This is a genomic window from Singulisphaera photorubra, assembly GCF_045290345.1.
In the GTDB taxonomy this organism is placed as follows: Bacteria; Planctomycetota; Planctomycetia; order Isosphaerales; family Isosphaeraceae; genus Singulisphaera.
In genome coordinates this window covers 1,770,518-1,785,322 of the sequence record NZ_CP155447.1, presented here as the reverse complement: position 1 = coordinate 1,785,322, position 14,805 = coordinate 1,770,518, and the positions used below count along the sequence as shown (strand labels likewise).

Below are 14,805 nucleotides of genomic sequence, written 5' to 3'. Positions count from 1 at the left end.
GAGCCGGCCAAGTGGTCGGCTCGTTTCGTATCCCGACCACGCCACCCAAGGAGTAAGCCATGAGCGTTTGCGTCGATAGCGCGATGTTCCCGGAGTTGGTTGAGCGGCAAGTGCGTGTCGAGCAAGAGCAAGCGATCACGAATCGACTGTACGCTCTGGCCGAGATCATGGCGACTCGGCCCGGCATCCCGATTCGTGATGGCGTGCCTGACGAGAAGTGTTTCAACGCCTGGCGAAACGTGTTCCTCGGAACGTCGGATGCGATTTGCGAGATTGCCGAAGCGTCCGTCAACTGGGCTAGCGAGAACCGCAATCCCAAGGAAGACTGACCGTTTGTCACAGTGTCACAGGCAACTCAGGCAATTCCTAATTGTTGGCTGCATACAAAATGGCCCCCCTAATTATTTATTAAGAGACTTTTTCTACTGGGACTAGAATAGAAATTGCCTGTGACAGAGGCAATTTCACCTAGGATTTTGGACGTAAATAGGGCTACCTCATAGACTTAATTTGTCACAGGCAAAATTGCCAATGATCCTGTGACAACCCTTGGCATGCCACTTGCTTCGCACGCGCATATACACGCACGCTATGTACGCACGCGCTACGCGAGCAACTTAGAATTGCCTGTGACGCCTGTGACAAAATCACCAGCCATTCCCTAAGTTCCTTCCTGACATCACTTTAATTTTGTCACAGGCAAATCACCCCGGAGCGTTCCCCCTTGCCTACCGAAGTTCTCGATATCCACGATCTCACCGAAGATCCCCAGAACGCCAGAATCCACCCCGAATCGAATCGCTCGGCCATCCGAGCCAGCCTTGGACGGTTCGGCCCGGCTCGCTCAATCGTCCTGGACGCCGACAACGTTGTTCGCGCCGGCAACGGTACGATCGAAGCCGCTCGGCTCGAAGGTTTCCGGGAAGTCCTCGTGGTCGATCCCGAGCCGGGCCAACTTGTGGCCGTTCGCCGCTCGGATTGGAGCGATAGCCAGGCCAGCGCCTACGCCCTCGCTGACAACCGAACAGCCGAGTCGGCCCAATGGAATGACCAGCGAGTCGCCGAGACGCTTGCCGCGATCTCTGATACCGACGAACGCCGCGCCACAGGCTTCTCTGATGCCGACGTGGCGGCCTTGCTCGAATCTCTAGCCCAATCGGCCGCCGGTCCCCTCGGAAGCGACACAAGCGATTCTAGCGGCCTTCCTGCAAACACAGGAAACGCGGCCGAGCCTGCTCCATCCCTGGGTAGCATTCCCGAGCCGGCCGCGCCCGATCGACATGCCGAGTTAGTTGCAAAGTGGCGAACTGAATCCGGCCAAGTGTGGCTGATTTTAAGTCCCAAAAAACCGGACGCCCCCCATCGACTTGTCATCGGGGATTGCTCCGATCCGTCCGTCGTTCGGCTGGCTTGCCCGGATCGCGTTCAGGGTATCGTGACTAGTCCACCCTACGCCGAACAACGCAAGGGCCAGTATCGGGGCGTTCCGGCCGATGACTATGTTGACTGGTGGCGCGACATCCAGGCCAACATGCGAAGCGTTCTACGGCCCGATGGTTCTCTATTCGTGAACATCAAGCCTCATTGCGAGGGTGGGCAACGGCATCTGTACTGCGACGATCTCAAAGCGGCAATGGTTCGCCAATGGGATTGGGCTTACGTCGATGAATTCGTGTGGATTCGCACCGGGCCGCCGGGGAGTTGGCCCAATCGGCTGAAGAATGGATTCGAGCCGATCCACCATTTCAGCATAAACAATCAAATAAAATTCAATCCGTTGAACGTCGCGACGATCGGCGAAGGCTCGCTAATCGGTGTCTCGGGTGATCGCGATTACCGAGCGACCGGAAGCGGATTCGCGTGCAAGCCGGAATCGGCGAAGCAACTCGGGCCAGTCCTGCCAAGCAATGTCATCTACGTCAACGTTGGCGAGCACGTCAAGGGTCATTCGGCCACATTCCCAGTCGGCCTACCGGAGTTCTTCGTTAAAGCATTCTCCGATCCTGGCGACACTTGGCTTGACCCCTTCGTGGGATCGGGAACCACAATTTTGGCATGCGAACGAAACGACCGCATAGGCGTGGGGATTGAGGAGCTTCCCACCCATGCGGCCGTCATTCTTCAAAGGCTAGAAGACTCTGGCTTAACCCCAGTGTTGGCCTAATTCTGTCAAGATGCGTCGGCTGTCGGTTCGGCCGGCTTCGGCTTAAACTTAGCCTCATGTTCCATTTTCTCCAGAGCTTTGCGAGCGGCCCCTCGTGGTGTACGCATGTTTGGACCCTCGGGCGCTTCCCATTTTTGCCACGTTCTGATATGTACGCCAATATAATCTGAAGCTTCGGCCAAGGTCATTCCTAGTTTCTGCCGAATCGCCTTCACCCGTTGGGGGGTCAATTCAGACCCCCCTGTTTTCGATGCGCTCATACTGTCACGCCTTTCTTCGGTGCGTGGTAGTGATTCTTGGGGGAAGAGTACCCCAGTTTCGTCACTCGGTTCCAGAATCGCGTGGGGCTAACTCCGGCCTCAGCGGCCAGCACGCTACGGCTCTCGCCCGCCGCGTAACGTCGTCCGAACGAGTCCCAGTTGATCGTATCACTGATCGGTTTGCGGCCCGGCTTGCGGCGAACTGGCTTGCCCTTTTCTGCGTCCGTGGCGTCATCGGCCAATTCGGCGACGGCCAAGGCCAGCCCCGCGTGCGTCTCCTCGTGGGCAGCCTCAACAACCTCAACAGTCTTCGGCTCGCTTGCTGTCCAGGGGGTCACGTTCTCGATCAGGCTCAGACTCACAAGGCTACGGACATGCTTGCATCCGTCGCTATAGGGCAGGTCCGCATGTCGTCGCTGATAGTCCGGGCAAGTGCAGGTCGTCCGGTCCCACCCCTGCTCGACATCGTAGGACGTTCCATCGATCTTGCTGAGGCGAACAACCTTGTTCAAGGTGGTCTCGGCCAAGAAGGTCTCGACGCCGTAGTTGGTCCCCTTGATCTCGACTGTCAGAAATGCGATCGTGTTGGCCATGGCTCAATCCTCGTCATCTGAGGTTTGGGTCTAGGGGCCGTTAAGTGTTACCAGCACTTGGCGGCCCCGTTTCGTTCGCTCCACACTTAGACTATACGCCCAATGGGCGTATCTGTCAAATCCTTTTTTCAGACATTCTGAAATTCGTCGCCGGCCATCGCCAACGCGCGGGCAGACGACTCGAATCGCCTTTCGGCCTCAGTCGCGTCGTCCATGCCGTCAAGCTCGACTCGGCCATTGGGATAGCACAGGACGATCGTGTAGCGATTCTGATTGGCGCTGGCTGGATATTCACGCTTGACGAGGAAGGCCGCGCCGTGGTCGCAGATATAGCCTTGATCGAATGCCCCGCCCTGGCGGATCGACTCGATGACAGGCAGAGCTTTGTTGACCCATTCGCGCGGCCCGGTTTTGCGGACGGTGGTCGAGTAGCCTGCGGGCCGTTCGGTCGTCTTGACTGAGGGGGCGGTTTGCGTCAAAGTGGCCATCGGTTCGTTCCTTGTGCTTCGCGGTTCGGGGTTCGTTCCAATCAGGCCGTCAGGAGGCTCAATTCCTGGCGGCCTTTCACTTGCCCAACTATACGCCCATTGGGCATGTCCGTCAATCATATTTCCTGGAATTGCAGGAAATCAAAGGCCAGCCAAAAGTCCAATTTTCGTGAGTCGGTCGGCGCTAAGCTCAGAGCCATCCAGCCGTGTGATGGTCAAGATTTCGCGATAGGCGTAAACCAGCCCGTTATAGTCGTTGGCCTCCTCGATGATGCCGCTAGCGAACTGGCCATCCTCCTCAGTCCAATACGTCCCGATCTCGCCGAGCACGTCACCCAGGGTCATCGGCTCATTCGAGTAGTCGACGCAGGGCGAGTCAGACGTCAGCGACCAAATCACCTTGGTTGCGAGGTACTTCGCGGGACGGACAGCCGAGCGGCGGGTCTTGACGGTTTTGGCGGGGGCGGTCAAAGTGGCCATTGGATTGTTCCCGTTCTTCGCGGTTCGTGGTTCGGTCCAAAGGGCCGGTGAGAATCTCACCTCTCATCGGCCCCCTTCTGATCTAACTATACGCCCAATGGGCGTTGTCGTCAACCGTTATTTTCCGCAATTGCAGGAAATGACCTGCGGTCGGCAACGGGCGTTTTAAGACCTCTTTTTGCTGAGCTTGAAGTCTCGGGTTGCTTCGACGACTCGCAAGAGATGCTTGACGGATTCGGTCGGCTTTAGGTCGTGATCGTGGGCCACACTGCGGGCCGCATTCTGAACCATTTTCGCACTAACGTAGTCATCGGCAATGATGCGTAGCAGTTCGGCCATACCCACTCGATTCGGATCATGCAGGCTATCGGCAAGATCGCTCAAGACTCGATGGATCTCGGCATCGGCTAACTGAATCTTGAGAGGGTCAACGATCGGAGCGGCCGGAGTGAGGATTGCGGTTTTCTTGCTGGCTCGGGGCTTGCGGGTTTTGATCGTGTTCATGGTTTGAATCCTTGATTTGGGGTTTGGTTGATGTGATCGTCTCACGTATTCAACTATACGCCCAATGGGCACAACAAGCAATAGAATTTGCCGCATTTGCAGGAAATAAATCAGGCGGCTTCACATTCGGTTTCGTCGATACGGCAAACCATTACCCTGTTGCCCGCGCGGCTTACTTCGTAAGAGTAGTCGTCGCCACCGATTGCGTAGGTACCGGCCGGCATGCTGAACAGCGAAGCAATGGCGGCCTCCACGCTATCGGCATAGCTCACAACCTTAGCCTGGCCACACGACCAGATGGGATACTCGCCGTTACCCATGCTCGCCTGGCCGCTCGCCTCGTTGGCTAACTCGATCTCGGCCATCGCATAGCGAACCTGATCAATCTGGCGATCGAGTCTCATCAACTGGTTCTCACGATCAACCTGCGGTTGGCCACCAGCGACCGCGTACAGTTCGGCCCGGATCTCTTCCCGCTTCGCCTGGAGCGATGCCAGTTCGGTTTCGAGGTTGGCCAGAGTTGCGTTTGCGTTCAAGGTTGCGGTTGCCATCGTTCGGCCTCGTCTCGGGGTTTTGTTCGCGTCTCTTCCTTACCCACTCAATAATACGCCCAATGGGCATATCGGTCAAGTCGGTTTCCCGCATTTCCTGCAAATACTTTCCGGGCGACCGAAAGGCCATCGAGCGAAACCGCCCTGCCCTGCCATCGCCGATTGTTACGCAAAGGTTGAATCGTCTAGATTTCTAGAGGCTAGACTATGCGGGCATACGATACGAGTCCGCGACCGAGTGAGCGTATATTACTGGTTGGTTATATAGTCGAACGGTAAAGTACGGATGGGGAGGGTCGAGATTTGGCTATCGTGGCCTCTTGAATGCCCTTCACGATACAGGCTCCGCATGGGCCAGACTCGACCAACGTCGGCATGCCGCACTGGGGGCAACGGAACCGATTGGCCGGTTTGGTGGCCGGAAATGATCCTTCCCCATCGCATTCGCAGCACACGCCAGAGCCATCGCACGCAGAGCAATTGCCCTCGTCATCGTGGTTGTCCTCGGATCGTCCAGAGCCTTCGCAGTCCCAGCAGTCACCGATTCCGTTGCATGCCTCGCACTCCGTTGGTTCCGGGCAGTTGGCCTCAATCTTTGCGATCTCTTGCCGCGCGTCCGCAAGGCAGCGATCGAGATTAGCCAGGTCACCCGCCGTCGTCCAAGATGGGAGATTGCCGGCCGCAACCTCTCGTTCGTTCCGGGCGACGATGGCGAGTTTCTTGGCCTCGCACCACGCGATGAACGATTCGTGCTTGGCCAGTGGGGCCAGAGCGTCAGAGGCGGCAGTGGCGTGCGTCGTCTCGTGGGCAGCTTGATCGATAGACATTGGTTGATCCTTTGTGGGTTAGAGGGCGGTTTTCATTTCCCGCTTTTGCAGGAAATTACAGGGCCGCAAAAAGCTTGCGAAGCTCCCGCGTGCTCATCTCGGCCAGGTCGCTCGGGTCGTACTCGCTGCACAGGTCGTCGATGAGGTTTTCTCGCTCGATCTCGGCCTCTTGCTCGGCCGTCAGCTCCTCTTCGGGCAGACCATCGGGGTTCTCGATCTCATCGGCGTGGGCGTTGGCCGCCCAATAGGTGGGATAGTTGGCCAGCAATTCGCCCTCTTCGTTCCGCACGTCGAAGCCGCCCGTTTTGAAGTTCTTGGCGATGCTGGTCATGGTCCCGCCCCTTTCGTGTTTAGCGTCCGTTTGCCTTACACTTTAAATATACGCCCATTGGGCGTAAACGTCAAGAACTCTTTCCTGCAATTCCTGGAAATAGTTTCGGGCAGTCTGGGCCACGAAAAATAAAGGCCGCTACCCTGCGAATGAAGGATAGGCGGCCTTGGGTTCGGAAAGAGTACGGAGAAGGTTCGGCGTATCGGGCTGGTCGGCTATAGAACGGGAAGGCCAAGGGCGCGGCGTGCAAGCCGAGTCGCTTGAAGTTTGGCATCGGGATCGTGGGCCGAGAGAACACGGCATGCGTCCAAGGCGGCCACAAGTTGGCGTTGGTCGGCCTCTACTTGAGCGAGGAACGTTGTAACCCGATGGATTTCGTCGTCCACGCCTTCCAGCGAGTCCAGGTCAGCGTAGGCTCGGTGGATGCCAAGGGCACGCGCGATGTCGGCCGTTGCCGTTGCCAGGCTAATCCGGGCCGTTGGCGCGTCCTCCGGTGTTGGTTCGCTGGCAGGAATGTAGGCGTGACAATCTCGGCACTTTATCCGGTCTGGAGCATCGAGCACTTCGTCGACGTTGGCGGATCGACAGATGGGGCAAAAGGCAGGCATGGTTTAGTATCCTTTAGGTTCGCCGTAGCTGGCGAGCACTTCTTTGGCCATCCTCTTTGCTCTGGAGACTTCCTTGTCGTTGGTCGCTTCGGATAGAACGTGGCATACCCTGATGGCTTCGAGGTATCGTTTATCGGCGGCCTCCACTTGAGCGATGAAGGCGAACACGCGGGACTGGGCTTCTTTGATGTCTTGTCGATACTGGGACATACGCTTGTTGCCTACGTCCTTATAAGCGTTATCGCTTTCGCTGTACTCGGTCCATCCGCCGAAAGCGTTCTCGATATCGACCTTGGCGGCCGAGAGGCGGACTCGGGCAGTCGAGGCTGTTGGCTCCGGCCGTGCGTACGGGATGCAGAGGCCGGGGTTATGAAAGTTGATAGCTCGGGCGCAATCCGTACAGTAAAGACGATCAGTGCCCGTATTGTAGTGGGTCAACGATATGCTCGGGCAGACCGTTCGGCCGCACTTGACTTGATTGGCTATCTGAAGGTCGCGGAGGCGGTTCGTCAGTCGTGGGGAGTCGGGCAGTTGGCTCGCTTCCGGCTTGGCTTGATTGGATCGAGCGGCGTTGCTGCGAATGCTTCCAGTCGAGCGGCCACCAACTTGGGCAATCAGCCCAGAGGGGTTTGCGGGGACTTCCGATTTCGGCTCGCGTTGGTCCGAATTCCAACGGCAAGAGTTGCAATACCAGGTAAGGTCGAACGAGTCAGCCGACCGGGTTATTTTCTTCGATCCACATTTGGGGCAGGTTTGCATCGGGTCAAGCTCCGTTGGAGTGCGAGGGGGAAATGGACGCGGCTTCCTGGCTCAACCGCCACCATTGACGTACCAGACCATGGGTCCGCCAACATCATCCACGTTGACAACTTGGGGCATCACCCCGTCAAATTCCAGGCTGCCATGATTGCCCGGCCCGATATAATCAAGCTTTATCATCGCCTCTTCGTCGTCCTTGGCTAGCACGACAATCATGCCGGCCATTGGGTCGCAGAGGACGTTTTCCCACACGTAGAGTTTGGGACGATCGGCCTCCCTGGCTCGAAGCCGAGTAACCTCGTCAATCAGGGCCTGGACAACGTTGGCCGAGTGGGGCTTATCGAGTCGCCTGAGCATGCCAGGGATCGTGCTGGCATCGTTCATTTGAATGTCGGGCATCGGCGTGGACGTTGCGGCCATCGGTCAAGCTCCTATTAGGCGTGGGTTAATCCAGCGATTTCCAGTCCTGATACGGGTTTTCAGCGATCCAGGTTGCCGAACCATATTCTCCATCTCTAACCGACTTGTCTTCTCTGTATTCGTACGTCGAAAGCTCGGCTACGAAGCATGTTTCGCGAAAGTCGTAATAGACATGTTCGATGGTTGCTTCGGACGGATCGTCATCCTTTGGCCTGTCTTGCAAGCCAATTATGCTTAGGCCGACGTAAGGCGCGACCGGCAAAAAGATAAGTCTGGAAAAGTGGGCGAACTCCCCATTGGAGCTTTTGACTGTCTGGATCATTTTGACTCGCATGTCATCCCCTCATATCCTTGATTCGAGCGTCCCATGCCAAACGATACGCCCAATGGCCCAGCCAGTCAAGCAGGAATTGCAGGAAATGCGGCAAATACTTTCCGGCTCCTGCGGAGGGCCTAGAATGCCCGCTATGCGATCGGTGACGTTCCTCGTGCGATTGGACGTTAAGCCAACAAGAAAGGCCGCCCAGAGTGAGCCAGGCGGCCGGTGTCGAGCGTCTAGGGTTCATGCGGGATTGAATTCGCCGAACCCAACAGCATCGGCCCACTTGGAGAAATCGGCCTTTGGGGGCGTGGCTGGTTCGTCGTTGACCAACTCGGCCAAGATGTTCTCTCTGGCCTTCCTGTTGGCTTCTCGTTTGGCGTGGAAGACGGCCTTAGCCTCGTCTCGCGTGACAGGTTTGCGGGCAGTAAGCTCGGCCGTTCCCTCTTGCCAGGCTCGGTAGTCGTCCTGGTCAGTAACCACAATGAGGTTGAGCTTGCCGAAGCGAACGCAGGCACCTGGCTTCATGCCCTCGTAACGCATCTCGCTATCGGCGTCCTCTGCGATGAGTTCGTTTAGCCGCCCAAGTTGAGAGACTGGCATCATGACGACTAAGTCAATATCCGAATCCTCGTGGGGCGTTCCATAAATGTGCGATCCCGTAAGGAAGGCATTCATTTGCGTATCTCCCAATGGGTCAAGGTGGAGGAAACCGCCCGAATCAACCGGGCGGCTCGATGTCTCAACGATGTCTCGATTCAGGCGGCCCGCGTGAAGAACGCCCACACTCGCGATCGGGGTTTGGTAATGCCCAACGGGTTGATCTTGTAGAACAGGCTCAAGAATTCCCGCTTGGCCTTGCGTGGCGACCATGGCCGAATCCGGCCGGGCAAGAGGTCATATTTCAGGTGCCAGTTCTTCGTGACCGGCCACATGAGGTCGCGGGCTTCGGTGGCCATGAGGGTGTTGTCAGCAACCTTGACGATTGCGGGCAAGGGGTTCTCGAATCGAAACACCACGGCAAGGCATAACATCAGATAATCTTCGGTTTCCCGATAGATTGCGAATTCGGGCAGATGCTTGATCGGGCGTGGAACATCCCCAAGGTACGATTCACTCGCATCGTGCATGAGGGCGGCATAGACGTAATCGCCTGGCCGAAGAATCCTGGGGGAAGGGCGAATGGTCGCACCGAACTCTGGCCACTTGGGACGGTAGTCGGTCCGCTCGGCCACAAACCGGGCGACCCTTACCGAGTGCTCGGCGACCGAGTAGAACTTGGAGACATGCCCCGCGAATCGGCAGGTGTTGGCCAGAGCGTGGGCGATGTCCGAAATCACGAAGTCTTTCGGGCGCGGGTCGAGTAGGTGGAACTTGACCCCCGATCGGGTTTGTATCCAGTCGCCGACACGTGCTTGCCCCCACGGTTCGCTGGGGGCGTCTGGAATCGTCTCGGTGGCGTTCATGGCGGGTGAAGCTCCGATGAGTTGAGAGATGAGAACGAGAGGAAGGCGGGCCGCCTCGTGCTGTCCTGGGCGGCCTCACCTGAGATGTTGTGACGGGATGATTCGGGCGGGTCAGGCGTTCTTGCGGGCGACGGACTCTAACGTCTCTTGGAAGTCCCTTATTCGTGCCGTCCAAGTTGTGAGGTTGACAACCTTGCCAGTGCGATCGCCTCCCCACTCTTCTACCATGCTCCGGCCGGCCGACATGACCGTAACAAGGTCTTGGCGAAGGTCACGCAACTCGGCCCCAATGCTCGCGACTTCTAACGGAACGAGCCTGGCCGCTCGCTTCTCCCGTTCCGCCCAGAACCCGCGAATCGTGTTGGCCTGATTCTCGTTGGCCTGGCGAAGCTCCGTAATCTCGGGGCGAAGTTCGGCGATCCGGTTGTTTAACTGATGGATTGTCTGGCCCCGTTGGCGGAACTTGGCCCGAGCCTTGGTCAACTCGGCTTCAAGCTGGATGATCCGCTCCGACTCGCCTGCGGATGGCTTGGCCAGGGGCACGACGGCGGAATGCCCCGCGACACGAATGGCTATGAGGCGATTAATCGTCGCGTCGAATTCGTCGAATTCGACATCATCGTCCGGCCACTGGTTGATGACGTCGCTGATGACCTCGTCAAGTTCCGCGAACCACTCGGCGTCGACTCGGCGACTCTCGGGCCACTCGGCGGCTACGGTGGGCTTGAGCACTTCGCCGCAAGCTTCATCGAACGAGGGGTCAATCACGTCGTCGGATTCCGGCTTCCCCTCCAAGGCGTCCTTGAGCAAATTTCCGGCGTAAAGCTTGGCATTCTGCCATCCCTTCCCAATCGGGTCAAGCGATGGACAAGTCAGCATGAACTTGCAAGCATGAATCGCCGCTTCTCGCAGTGGAATCACCTGCTCCGCAATCAACTTCTCGGCCAGTTCCTTCGTCTGTTCGCGGATGGGGCCAACGTCGAGCGTGAGGGGCAATACGGGCAGGACAGCCCGGCGAAGGGAAACCTTCTCGCCTTCCAACTGGTCGATTCTGGCCTGGAATGCCGCGATAGTGTCGTTGCGCCTGGATAGCTCGGTGCGAAGTTGCCCAGTCTCGCGACGTTGGGCGATGTTGTTCATGGCGGAATCGTGCAGGCGACGAGCAAGGTGGTTTTTAGTCTCGGTCATCTTCGCCAACTCGTTCTTGAGCCAGGCGACATCTTCCGCCGGGAACGGGTCGTTTTCGGGCAGGGCATCAAGGGCGTGGCTAAGGTTGGCCCATTTTCCTCCCCAATCCAAGCCCAGCATTCCGGCTTGCTTGCCGAGTGATTTGGCCGCCGCGTACAACCGCCGATAGTTCCCATGCAGAATTGCGGCGTCCATGTCGGCCGAAAGCGTGTCGGCGTACTCTGGCCCGGCCGAGATTTCGCAGACCTCTTGGCCTTCCTTAAGGATCGCCTTGAGATCCATCATCAATAGATGGAATTCTGGGGCGAACATGTTGTTGTGCGGCCAGTTGCCGGCGATCTTCTCAGCGATGGTTCGGAACCGTATGAACCATTCGTGGTCGGGCGGCACTTCGGCGATCAGGTTGGATTCGGCCGGCTTGTCCGCTCCGTTATCGTCCCATTCGGCAACCGGGCTTGCAGTCGCGTTCCAACGGCCGAATGTGATCGATGAGCCGTTCTCAAAAATGACTTCTCCTGAGTGGCCCGACATGACCTTAGGCGCGGGCCGCGTGGCCGCAACGAAGGCGGGGAAGTCGGGATGCTCGCCGCAGAAATCCTCGGGATAGACGGTCACGCCCGCCTTGGCCGTAACGAGATCCTTGCGGCAATTCCCCATGCGTCCCTCGTATGACGCCGGCGGGGCCAGCCAGTACGCACACGTCGCACACGTCGGCCGCTCGGGCGTCGTCGTGCCCTCATCCTGGGTAGCTTCACGATTCGTCGCAATCATGTTCGTTCTCCGATAGGTGTTCAGGTTGAAAACAGGCGGGAATCTGAAGTTCAGAACATAAGGCCGGCAAGAAACCCCAGAACGCCCACGCCCACGACGAAGCCGAGCCATTGGGGCGAAATATTGGCGACAAGGTGATACTCGTGGATATGCCTCGTGGCCTGGCACTCATCTTGATGGTTCATTGCTGCTCTCCGACCAGTTGTAAGATTGTGGGTGGGACAAGGGGAACCAGAACGATTCCCCCGATGGGCTCGTGGTCAGAAGGCCGCCAATAGCAGGAACGGCCAGAACGCCCCGATCGTAAGCCCGACGCCGATCGCCTTGGGCCAGGCGAGGCCGCGATGCTTCCGTTCGATATGAACGAAGATTCCCCCGATCATCAGGGCGATGATGAGGTACACAATCAACCCTGCCAGTATTGGCATTCCCATGTTATACTCCTTGCAGGTGTTTGAAATGACTGATGGGAAAACTGTACGATTATCCATTTCCTGCGTCAACGGCAATTGCCGCAATTGCAGGAAATGGATTCGATGGAAAAATAGCTCGGGTTTCGTTCAGGAGGTTGCGCCGGCGGCCTCGGGGATGCCCGCAAGTTCGCCGATCATGACAAAGGCGTTGTCGATCAAGGCGTTCTCGGCGGCCTTGGTTTCGGGCGTGGCGTCAACAATGTTGTTGTAGTCCAGGTTGCTCTTTATGGCTTGGTCGCCAACGACGAATGGGGCGGCCTTAAGAGCGTCTCGAAGTTTGCCGGCAATGATGTCCGCCTTGCGAAGATCCCTTTCGGGGCTTGTGCCAGCCTTCTTGGCGGTCCCGATCGTGAACAACAGAAGTTGCAGCATGTCTGTACATTCAGCGAATTCCGCTTTGGTCGTTATCGGCGGGCAATCAGGAATCACGATTTCGTCGGCTTCAGTGGCTTCGGTGGTCATTTCAGGTTCCTGTGTGGTCCTAGAATCGATCGCAGAATCAACACGGGCAAACACTCATCCCCTTGGCCTCGCGGCCCGAGCGGGTCAAACCTCTTCGTGCCAGGTCAGTTCAAACGTGATCGGCCAGCATTGCCGTTTGGCGTCCCAACGTGCGAGCCACGCGGCAACCTCCGGCGGCGTCATGGCGATGTACCGTTCATGCTCGACGCCCCCGCCGGCTACGGGCCGACTGATGGTAAACGCGATATCGACCGTCGACACACGGACGCGGCGGGAGAACGGGATTGCTCGCTTGGTTGCGAACCCTACCGGGTCGATCCAGACATTCCCCCGCACTCCGGCAAGGATGTCCGCATAGGTAAGCGTGACAGTGACCGAGCGAGCAACCATGACAGGTTCCTCGTCTTCGCCGATCCTGACGGACGACAAGTCAAGGCCGGTCGCTTCGTCGATTGCCCGCTCATTGGCGACGACCTTGAGCATGGCTTGGGGTTGAATGGCCCATGCGTCCTGCGTCTCGCCAGTGGGCAGCATTGCTTGGAGAGTGCTCATGGAAATGCTCCTTGTGATGGCTCGTATCAAATCCGTCTCATGCTTGCGATGTGACAATAATAACTTCACGCCGTGCGGCGACAAGAGCAATTTGCAGTATTTGCAGGAAATACTTTTTCTCGCGTTGCCCGACATCATCTCGTGACGCATAAAGTCGCGACTAATAGGGGGTTTGCGACGTAATATGTAGGTGCTTTCATTTTTATTTGACCCTGCAAAATGGCTTAATTTATGGCAAAGCGGAAGACTTACCCCGACGATATCGAGCGAATTGAAGACGACCCGAACTTGAAAGCGTGGAACCGTAGGCCAAGAGAGTCGGCCCGAGCTTTCGCGATCTTCAAGGCATATTGCATGCTTGGCGCGGGCCGCTCGGCCGTTCTCTTGAAGCGTCGGCTCGGAGTCTCCGAGAACTATGTCAAGAAACTGTCGGCTCGATGGGATTGGGTGGAACGGGCTCGGCACTACGATTCACAGATCGCCGACGCCGAACAGGCCGCGCGTGAGAAGGTGGCGGCCCAGACCGCTGAGAAGTGGGCAAGGCGTCGAATGGAGTCGGCAGAGGAGAATTGGGAGACTGCCCAGATCGTGGGCCGCAAAGCACGCGAGATGTTCAACGGCAACCTCTATTCTCAAGAGGTTGATAAGGACGGCATGACGATCGTCATCGAGCCGGCCAAGTGGACAATGGCGACGGCCGGTGCGTTACTCAAACTTTCTGCCGAGTTGCGGGCAGCGGCTCTCGGCGAAGCTCTCGGTGAGACTGAGGATGACTTTGACCCGAGCAAGGCGACTCCCGAAGAGTGCCGGGCTTTCTTGCGAAAAGAGGGCGTTCTAAAGGCCCTGCCGGCTCCCGAGAAGAAAGAGGAGTGACCATGGCGTTCGATAATCACTATCCGAATCGTAAGGACTGGCGGCGACCATACCGTGGGTCTAAAGCGTTCGATAGCACTTGCCGAAACCAAGGCGGGTGTCCCTGGTGCGCGGACGGTCGCAAGCACCGCGAACGCCGACAGACGCCTATTGTTGAGAGGGCAGGCAGAGAGGAGAAGCGATGAGCGAGGCACCAAAAGTCACAATGCGAGAGGCGGCCCATAGCCTCTACGATCTATTCCGATGCGGTGATGGCATGCACCCCTATATCGCGTGCATCGGAGAGGGGGCCGACACTATCCATGTCATGCTCGTCCGTAAGCCCATGCACCACGAACGCCAGATCCCGAGCGAATGGGAAGGGTGGCCGGTTCAAACCAAGGTTACTGGTCGGATGAGGTTGTGTTAATGGTCCGCTCGTTTGAAGCTCTAAGATTGCCGGCCTTCCCGGACGTGATTCTCTGCCCGCATTGCCTATTTCGAGTTGAAATGCCTGCCGGATGGAAACACCTGGCTTGCTGCCCGATTTGCTACCTGGGCGGGCATAGCGTTGGGAAGGCTATGGAGTGCAAGGCGTGCGATACTCTTGGGCGGCTTCCTGCTGAAACCACTCAAATCGAAACATGCTGATAGCTCGCGTCTGCAAAGTTCAGGTAATCCGTGATCTCGTCCAAATCCTTTCTTTCCGAGTAAGTGCCGCAAAGCAGAACGTGAAT

General features: G+C 57.5%; 21 protein-coding genes. 4 read left to right on the top strand and 17 right to left on the bottom strand.

The genetic code is table 11. The features are described 5' to 3' along the window. Nucleotides 1–59: 59 nt before the first annotated feature. Nucleotides 60–329 carry a hypothetical protein gene (locus tag V5E97_RS06995; protein WP_406698598.1) on the top strand — a complete coding sequence of 90 codons (270 nt, stop codon included), beginning with the start codon at nt 60–62 and terminating at the stop codon, nt 327–329. A 395-nt stretch (nt 330–724) separates the two neighbouring features. Then, entirely contained in the window at nt 725–2,164 is a 1,440-nt protein-coding gene (locus V5E97_RS06990) for a DNA modification methylase (RefSeq protein ID WP_406698597.1), read from the top strand. A 256-nt stretch (nt 2,165–2,420) separates the two neighbouring features. On the opposite strand, the gene V5E97_RS06985 is transcribed toward V5E97_RS06990, so the two are convergent. The 17 genes from V5E97_RS06985 to V5E97_RS06905 form a co-directional block, all read right to left on the bottom strand. Next, complete coding sequence (locus V5E97_RS06985) at nt 2,421–3,017, bottom strand: hypothetical protein (protein WP_406698596.1); 597 nt, start codon at nt 3,015–3,017, stop codon at nt 2,421–2,423. 128 nt (nt 3,018–3,145) lie between these two features. After that, nucleotides 3,146–3,505, bottom strand: coding sequence for a hypothetical protein (locus V5E97_RS06980; RefSeq protein ID WP_406698595.1), 360 nt, complete (start codon nt 3,503–3,505; stop codon nt 3,146–3,148). Nucleotides 3,506–3,646: 141 nt separating this feature from the next. Next, complete coding sequence (locus V5E97_RS06975) at nt 3,647–3,985, bottom strand: hypothetical protein (protein ID WP_406698594.1); 339 nt, start codon at nt 3,983–3,985, stop codon at nt 3,647–3,649. Between the two features lie 165 nt (nt 3,986–4,150). Continuing rightward, nucleotides 4,151–4,489 (bottom strand): hypothetical protein, encoded by a 339-nt coding sequence (locus tag V5E97_RS06970; protein WP_406698593.1) that lies wholly within the window; start codon nt 4,487–4,489, stop codon nt 4,151–4,153. 110 nt (nt 4,490–4,599) lie between these two features. Then, complete coding sequence (locus V5E97_RS06965; RefSeq protein ID WP_406698592.1) at nt 4,600–5,040, bottom strand: hypothetical protein; 441 nt, start codon at nt 5,038–5,040, stop codon at nt 4,600–4,602. A gap of 882 nt (nt 5,041–5,922) precedes the next feature. Then, nucleotides 5,923–6,198, bottom strand: a complete 276-nt coding sequence (locus V5E97_RS06960) for a hypothetical protein (protein WP_406698591.1) — start codon at nt 6,196–6,198, stop codon at nt 5,923–5,925. Between the two features lie 215 nt (nt 6,199–6,413). After that, nucleotides 6,414–6,806 carry a hypothetical protein gene (locus V5E97_RS06955; RefSeq protein WP_406698590.1) on the bottom strand — a complete coding sequence of 131 codons (393 nt, stop codon included), beginning with the start codon at nt 6,804–6,806 and terminating at the stop codon, nt 6,414–6,416. Between the two features lie 3 nt (nt 6,807–6,809). After that, nucleotides 6,810–7,244 carry a hypothetical protein gene (locus V5E97_RS06950; protein ID WP_406698589.1) on the bottom strand — a complete coding sequence of 145 codons (435 nt, stop codon included), beginning with the start codon at nt 7,242–7,244 and terminating at the stop codon, nt 6,810–6,812. A 372-nt stretch (nt 7,245–7,616) separates the two neighbouring features. After that, nucleotides 7,617–7,985, bottom strand: a complete 369-nt coding sequence (locus tag V5E97_RS06945; RefSeq protein WP_406698588.1) for a hypothetical protein — start codon at nt 7,983–7,985, stop codon at nt 7,617–7,619. Between the two features lie 25 nt (nt 7,986–8,010). Further along, nucleotides 8,011–8,319, bottom strand: a complete 309-nt coding sequence (locus tag V5E97_RS06940) for a hypothetical protein (RefSeq protein ID WP_406698587.1) — start codon at nt 8,317–8,319, stop codon at nt 8,011–8,013. A gap of 228 nt (nt 8,320–8,547) precedes the next feature. After that, entirely contained in the window at nt 8,548–8,982 is a 435-nt protein-coding gene (locus tag V5E97_RS06935) for a nucleotidyltransferase domain-containing protein (RefSeq protein ID WP_406698586.1), read from the bottom strand. An 80-nt stretch (nt 8,983–9,062) separates the two neighbouring features. Continuing rightward, nucleotides 9,063–9,770 (bottom strand): HD domain-containing protein, encoded by a 708-nt coding sequence (locus V5E97_RS06930; protein WP_406698585.1) that lies wholly within the window; start codon nt 9,768–9,770, stop codon nt 9,063–9,065. A gap of 111 nt (nt 9,771–9,881) precedes the next feature. Continuing rightward, nucleotides 9,882–11,729 (bottom strand): hypothetical protein, encoded by a 1,848-nt coding sequence (locus tag V5E97_RS06925; protein ID WP_406698584.1) that lies wholly within the window; start codon nt 11,727–11,729, stop codon nt 9,882–9,884. Nucleotides 11,730–11,779: 50 nt separating this feature from the next. Continuing rightward, nucleotides 11,780–11,914, bottom strand: coding sequence for a hypothetical protein (locus tag V5E97_RS06920; protein WP_406698583.1), 135 nt, complete (start codon nt 11,912–11,914; stop codon nt 11,780–11,782). Nucleotides 11,915–11,989: 75 nt separating this feature from the next. Then, complete coding sequence (locus V5E97_RS06915; protein WP_406698582.1) at nt 11,990–12,163, bottom strand: hypothetical protein; 174 nt, start codon at nt 12,161–12,163, stop codon at nt 11,990–11,992. A gap of 126 nt (nt 12,164–12,289) precedes the next feature. After that, nucleotides 12,290–12,664 carry a hypothetical protein gene (locus tag V5E97_RS06910; RefSeq protein WP_406698581.1) on the bottom strand — a complete coding sequence of 125 codons (375 nt, stop codon included), beginning with the start codon at nt 12,662–12,664 and terminating at the stop codon, nt 12,290–12,292. An 84-nt stretch (nt 12,665–12,748) separates the two neighbouring features. Beyond that, entirely contained in the window at nt 12,749–13,216 is a 468-nt protein-coding gene (locus tag V5E97_RS06905; RefSeq protein ID WP_406698580.1) for a hypothetical protein, read from the bottom strand. Nucleotides 13,217–13,447: 231 nt separating this feature from the next. Here V5E97_RS06905 and V5E97_RS06900 point away from each other — a divergent pair, with 231 nt between their 5' ends. Then, nucleotides 13,448–14,089: a hypothetical protein gene (locus V5E97_RS06900; protein ID WP_406698579.1), complete on the top strand. Its 642-nt coding sequence runs from the start codon at nt 13,448–13,450 to the stop codon at nt 14,087–14,089. A gap of 181 nt (nt 14,090–14,270) precedes the next feature. After that, nucleotides 14,271–14,498 carry a hypothetical protein gene (locus tag V5E97_RS06895; RefSeq protein WP_406698578.1) on the top strand — a complete coding sequence of 76 codons (228 nt, stop codon included), beginning with the start codon at nt 14,271–14,273 and terminating at the stop codon, nt 14,496–14,498. The last annotated feature ends 307 nt before the right edge of the window (nt 14,499–14,805 follow it).

What these genes read in the sequence shown, in the direction of transcription:
- V5E97_RS06995 (WP_406698598.1), top strand. Translation starts at nt 60, where the DNA reads ATGAGCGTTTGCGTCGATAGCGCGATGTTCCCGGAGTTGGTTGAGCGG.
- V5E97_RS06985 (WP_406698596.1), bottom strand. Translation starts at nt 3,017, where the DNA reads ATGGCCAACACGATCGCATTTCTGACAGTCGAGATCAAGGGGACCAAC.
- V5E97_RS06980 (WP_406698595.1), bottom strand. Translation starts at nt 3,505, where the DNA reads ATGGCCACTTTGACGCAAACCGCCCCCTCAGTCAAGACGACCGAACGG.
- V5E97_RS06975 (WP_406698594.1), bottom strand. Translation starts at nt 3,985, where the DNA reads ATGGCCACTTTGACCGCCCCCGCCAAAACCGTCAAGACCCGCCGCTCG.
- V5E97_RS06970 (WP_406698593.1), bottom strand. Translation starts at nt 4,489, where the DNA reads ATGAACACGATCAAAACCCGCAAGCCCCGAGCCAGCAAGAAAACCGCA.
- V5E97_RS06965 (WP_406698592.1), bottom strand. Translation starts at nt 5,040, where the DNA reads ATGGCAACCGCAACCTTGAACGCAAACGCAACTCTGGCCAACCTCGAA.
- V5E97_RS06960 (WP_406698591.1), bottom strand. Translation starts at nt 6,198, where the DNA reads ATGACCAGCATCGCCAAGAACTTCAAAACGGGCGGCTTCGACGTGCGG.
- V5E97_RS06955 (WP_406698590.1), bottom strand. Translation starts at nt 6,806, where the DNA reads ATGCCTGCCTTTTGCCCCATCTGTCGATCCGCCAACGTCGACGAAGTG.
- V5E97_RS06945 (WP_406698588.1), bottom strand. Translation starts at nt 7,985, where the DNA reads ATGGCCGCAACGTCCACGCCGATGCCCGACATTCAAATGAACGATGCC.
- V5E97_RS06940 (WP_406698587.1), bottom strand. Translation starts at nt 8,319, where the DNA reads ATGCGAGTCAAAATGATCCAGACAGTCAAAAGCTCCAATGGGGAGTTC.
- V5E97_RS06935 (WP_406698586.1), bottom strand. Translation starts at nt 8,982, where the DNA reads ATGAATGCCTTCCTTACGGGATCGCACATTTATGGAACGCCCCACGAG.
- V5E97_RS06930 (WP_406698585.1), bottom strand. Translation starts at nt 9,770, where the DNA reads ATGAACGCCACCGAGACGATTCCAGACGCCCCCAGCGAACCGTGGGGG.
- V5E97_RS06925 (WP_406698584.1), bottom strand. Translation starts at nt 11,729, where the DNA reads ATGATTGCGACGAATCGTGAAGCTACCCAGGATGAGGGCACGACGACG.
- V5E97_RS06920 (WP_406698583.1), bottom strand. Translation starts at nt 11,914, where the DNA reads ATGAACCATCAAGATGAGTGCCAGGCCACGAGGCATATCCACGAGTAT.
- V5E97_RS06915 (WP_406698582.1), bottom strand. Translation starts at nt 12,163, where the DNA reads ATGGGAATGCCAATACTGGCAGGGTTGATTGTGTACCTCATCATCGCC.
- V5E97_RS06910 (WP_406698581.1), bottom strand. Translation starts at nt 12,664, where the DNA reads ATGACCACCGAAGCCACTGAAGCCGACGAAATCGTGATTCCTGATTGC.
- V5E97_RS06905 (WP_406698580.1), bottom strand. Translation starts at nt 13,216, where the DNA reads ATGAGCACTCTCCAAGCAATGCTGCCCACTGGCGAGACGCAGGACGCA.
- V5E97_RS06900 (WP_406698579.1), top strand. Translation starts at nt 13,448, where the DNA reads ATGGCAAAGCGGAAGACTTACCCCGACGATATCGAGCGAATTGAAGAC.
- V5E97_RS06895 (WP_406698578.1), top strand. Translation starts at nt 14,271, where the DNA reads ATGAGCGAGGCACCAAAAGTCACAATGCGAGAGGCGGCCCATAGCCTC.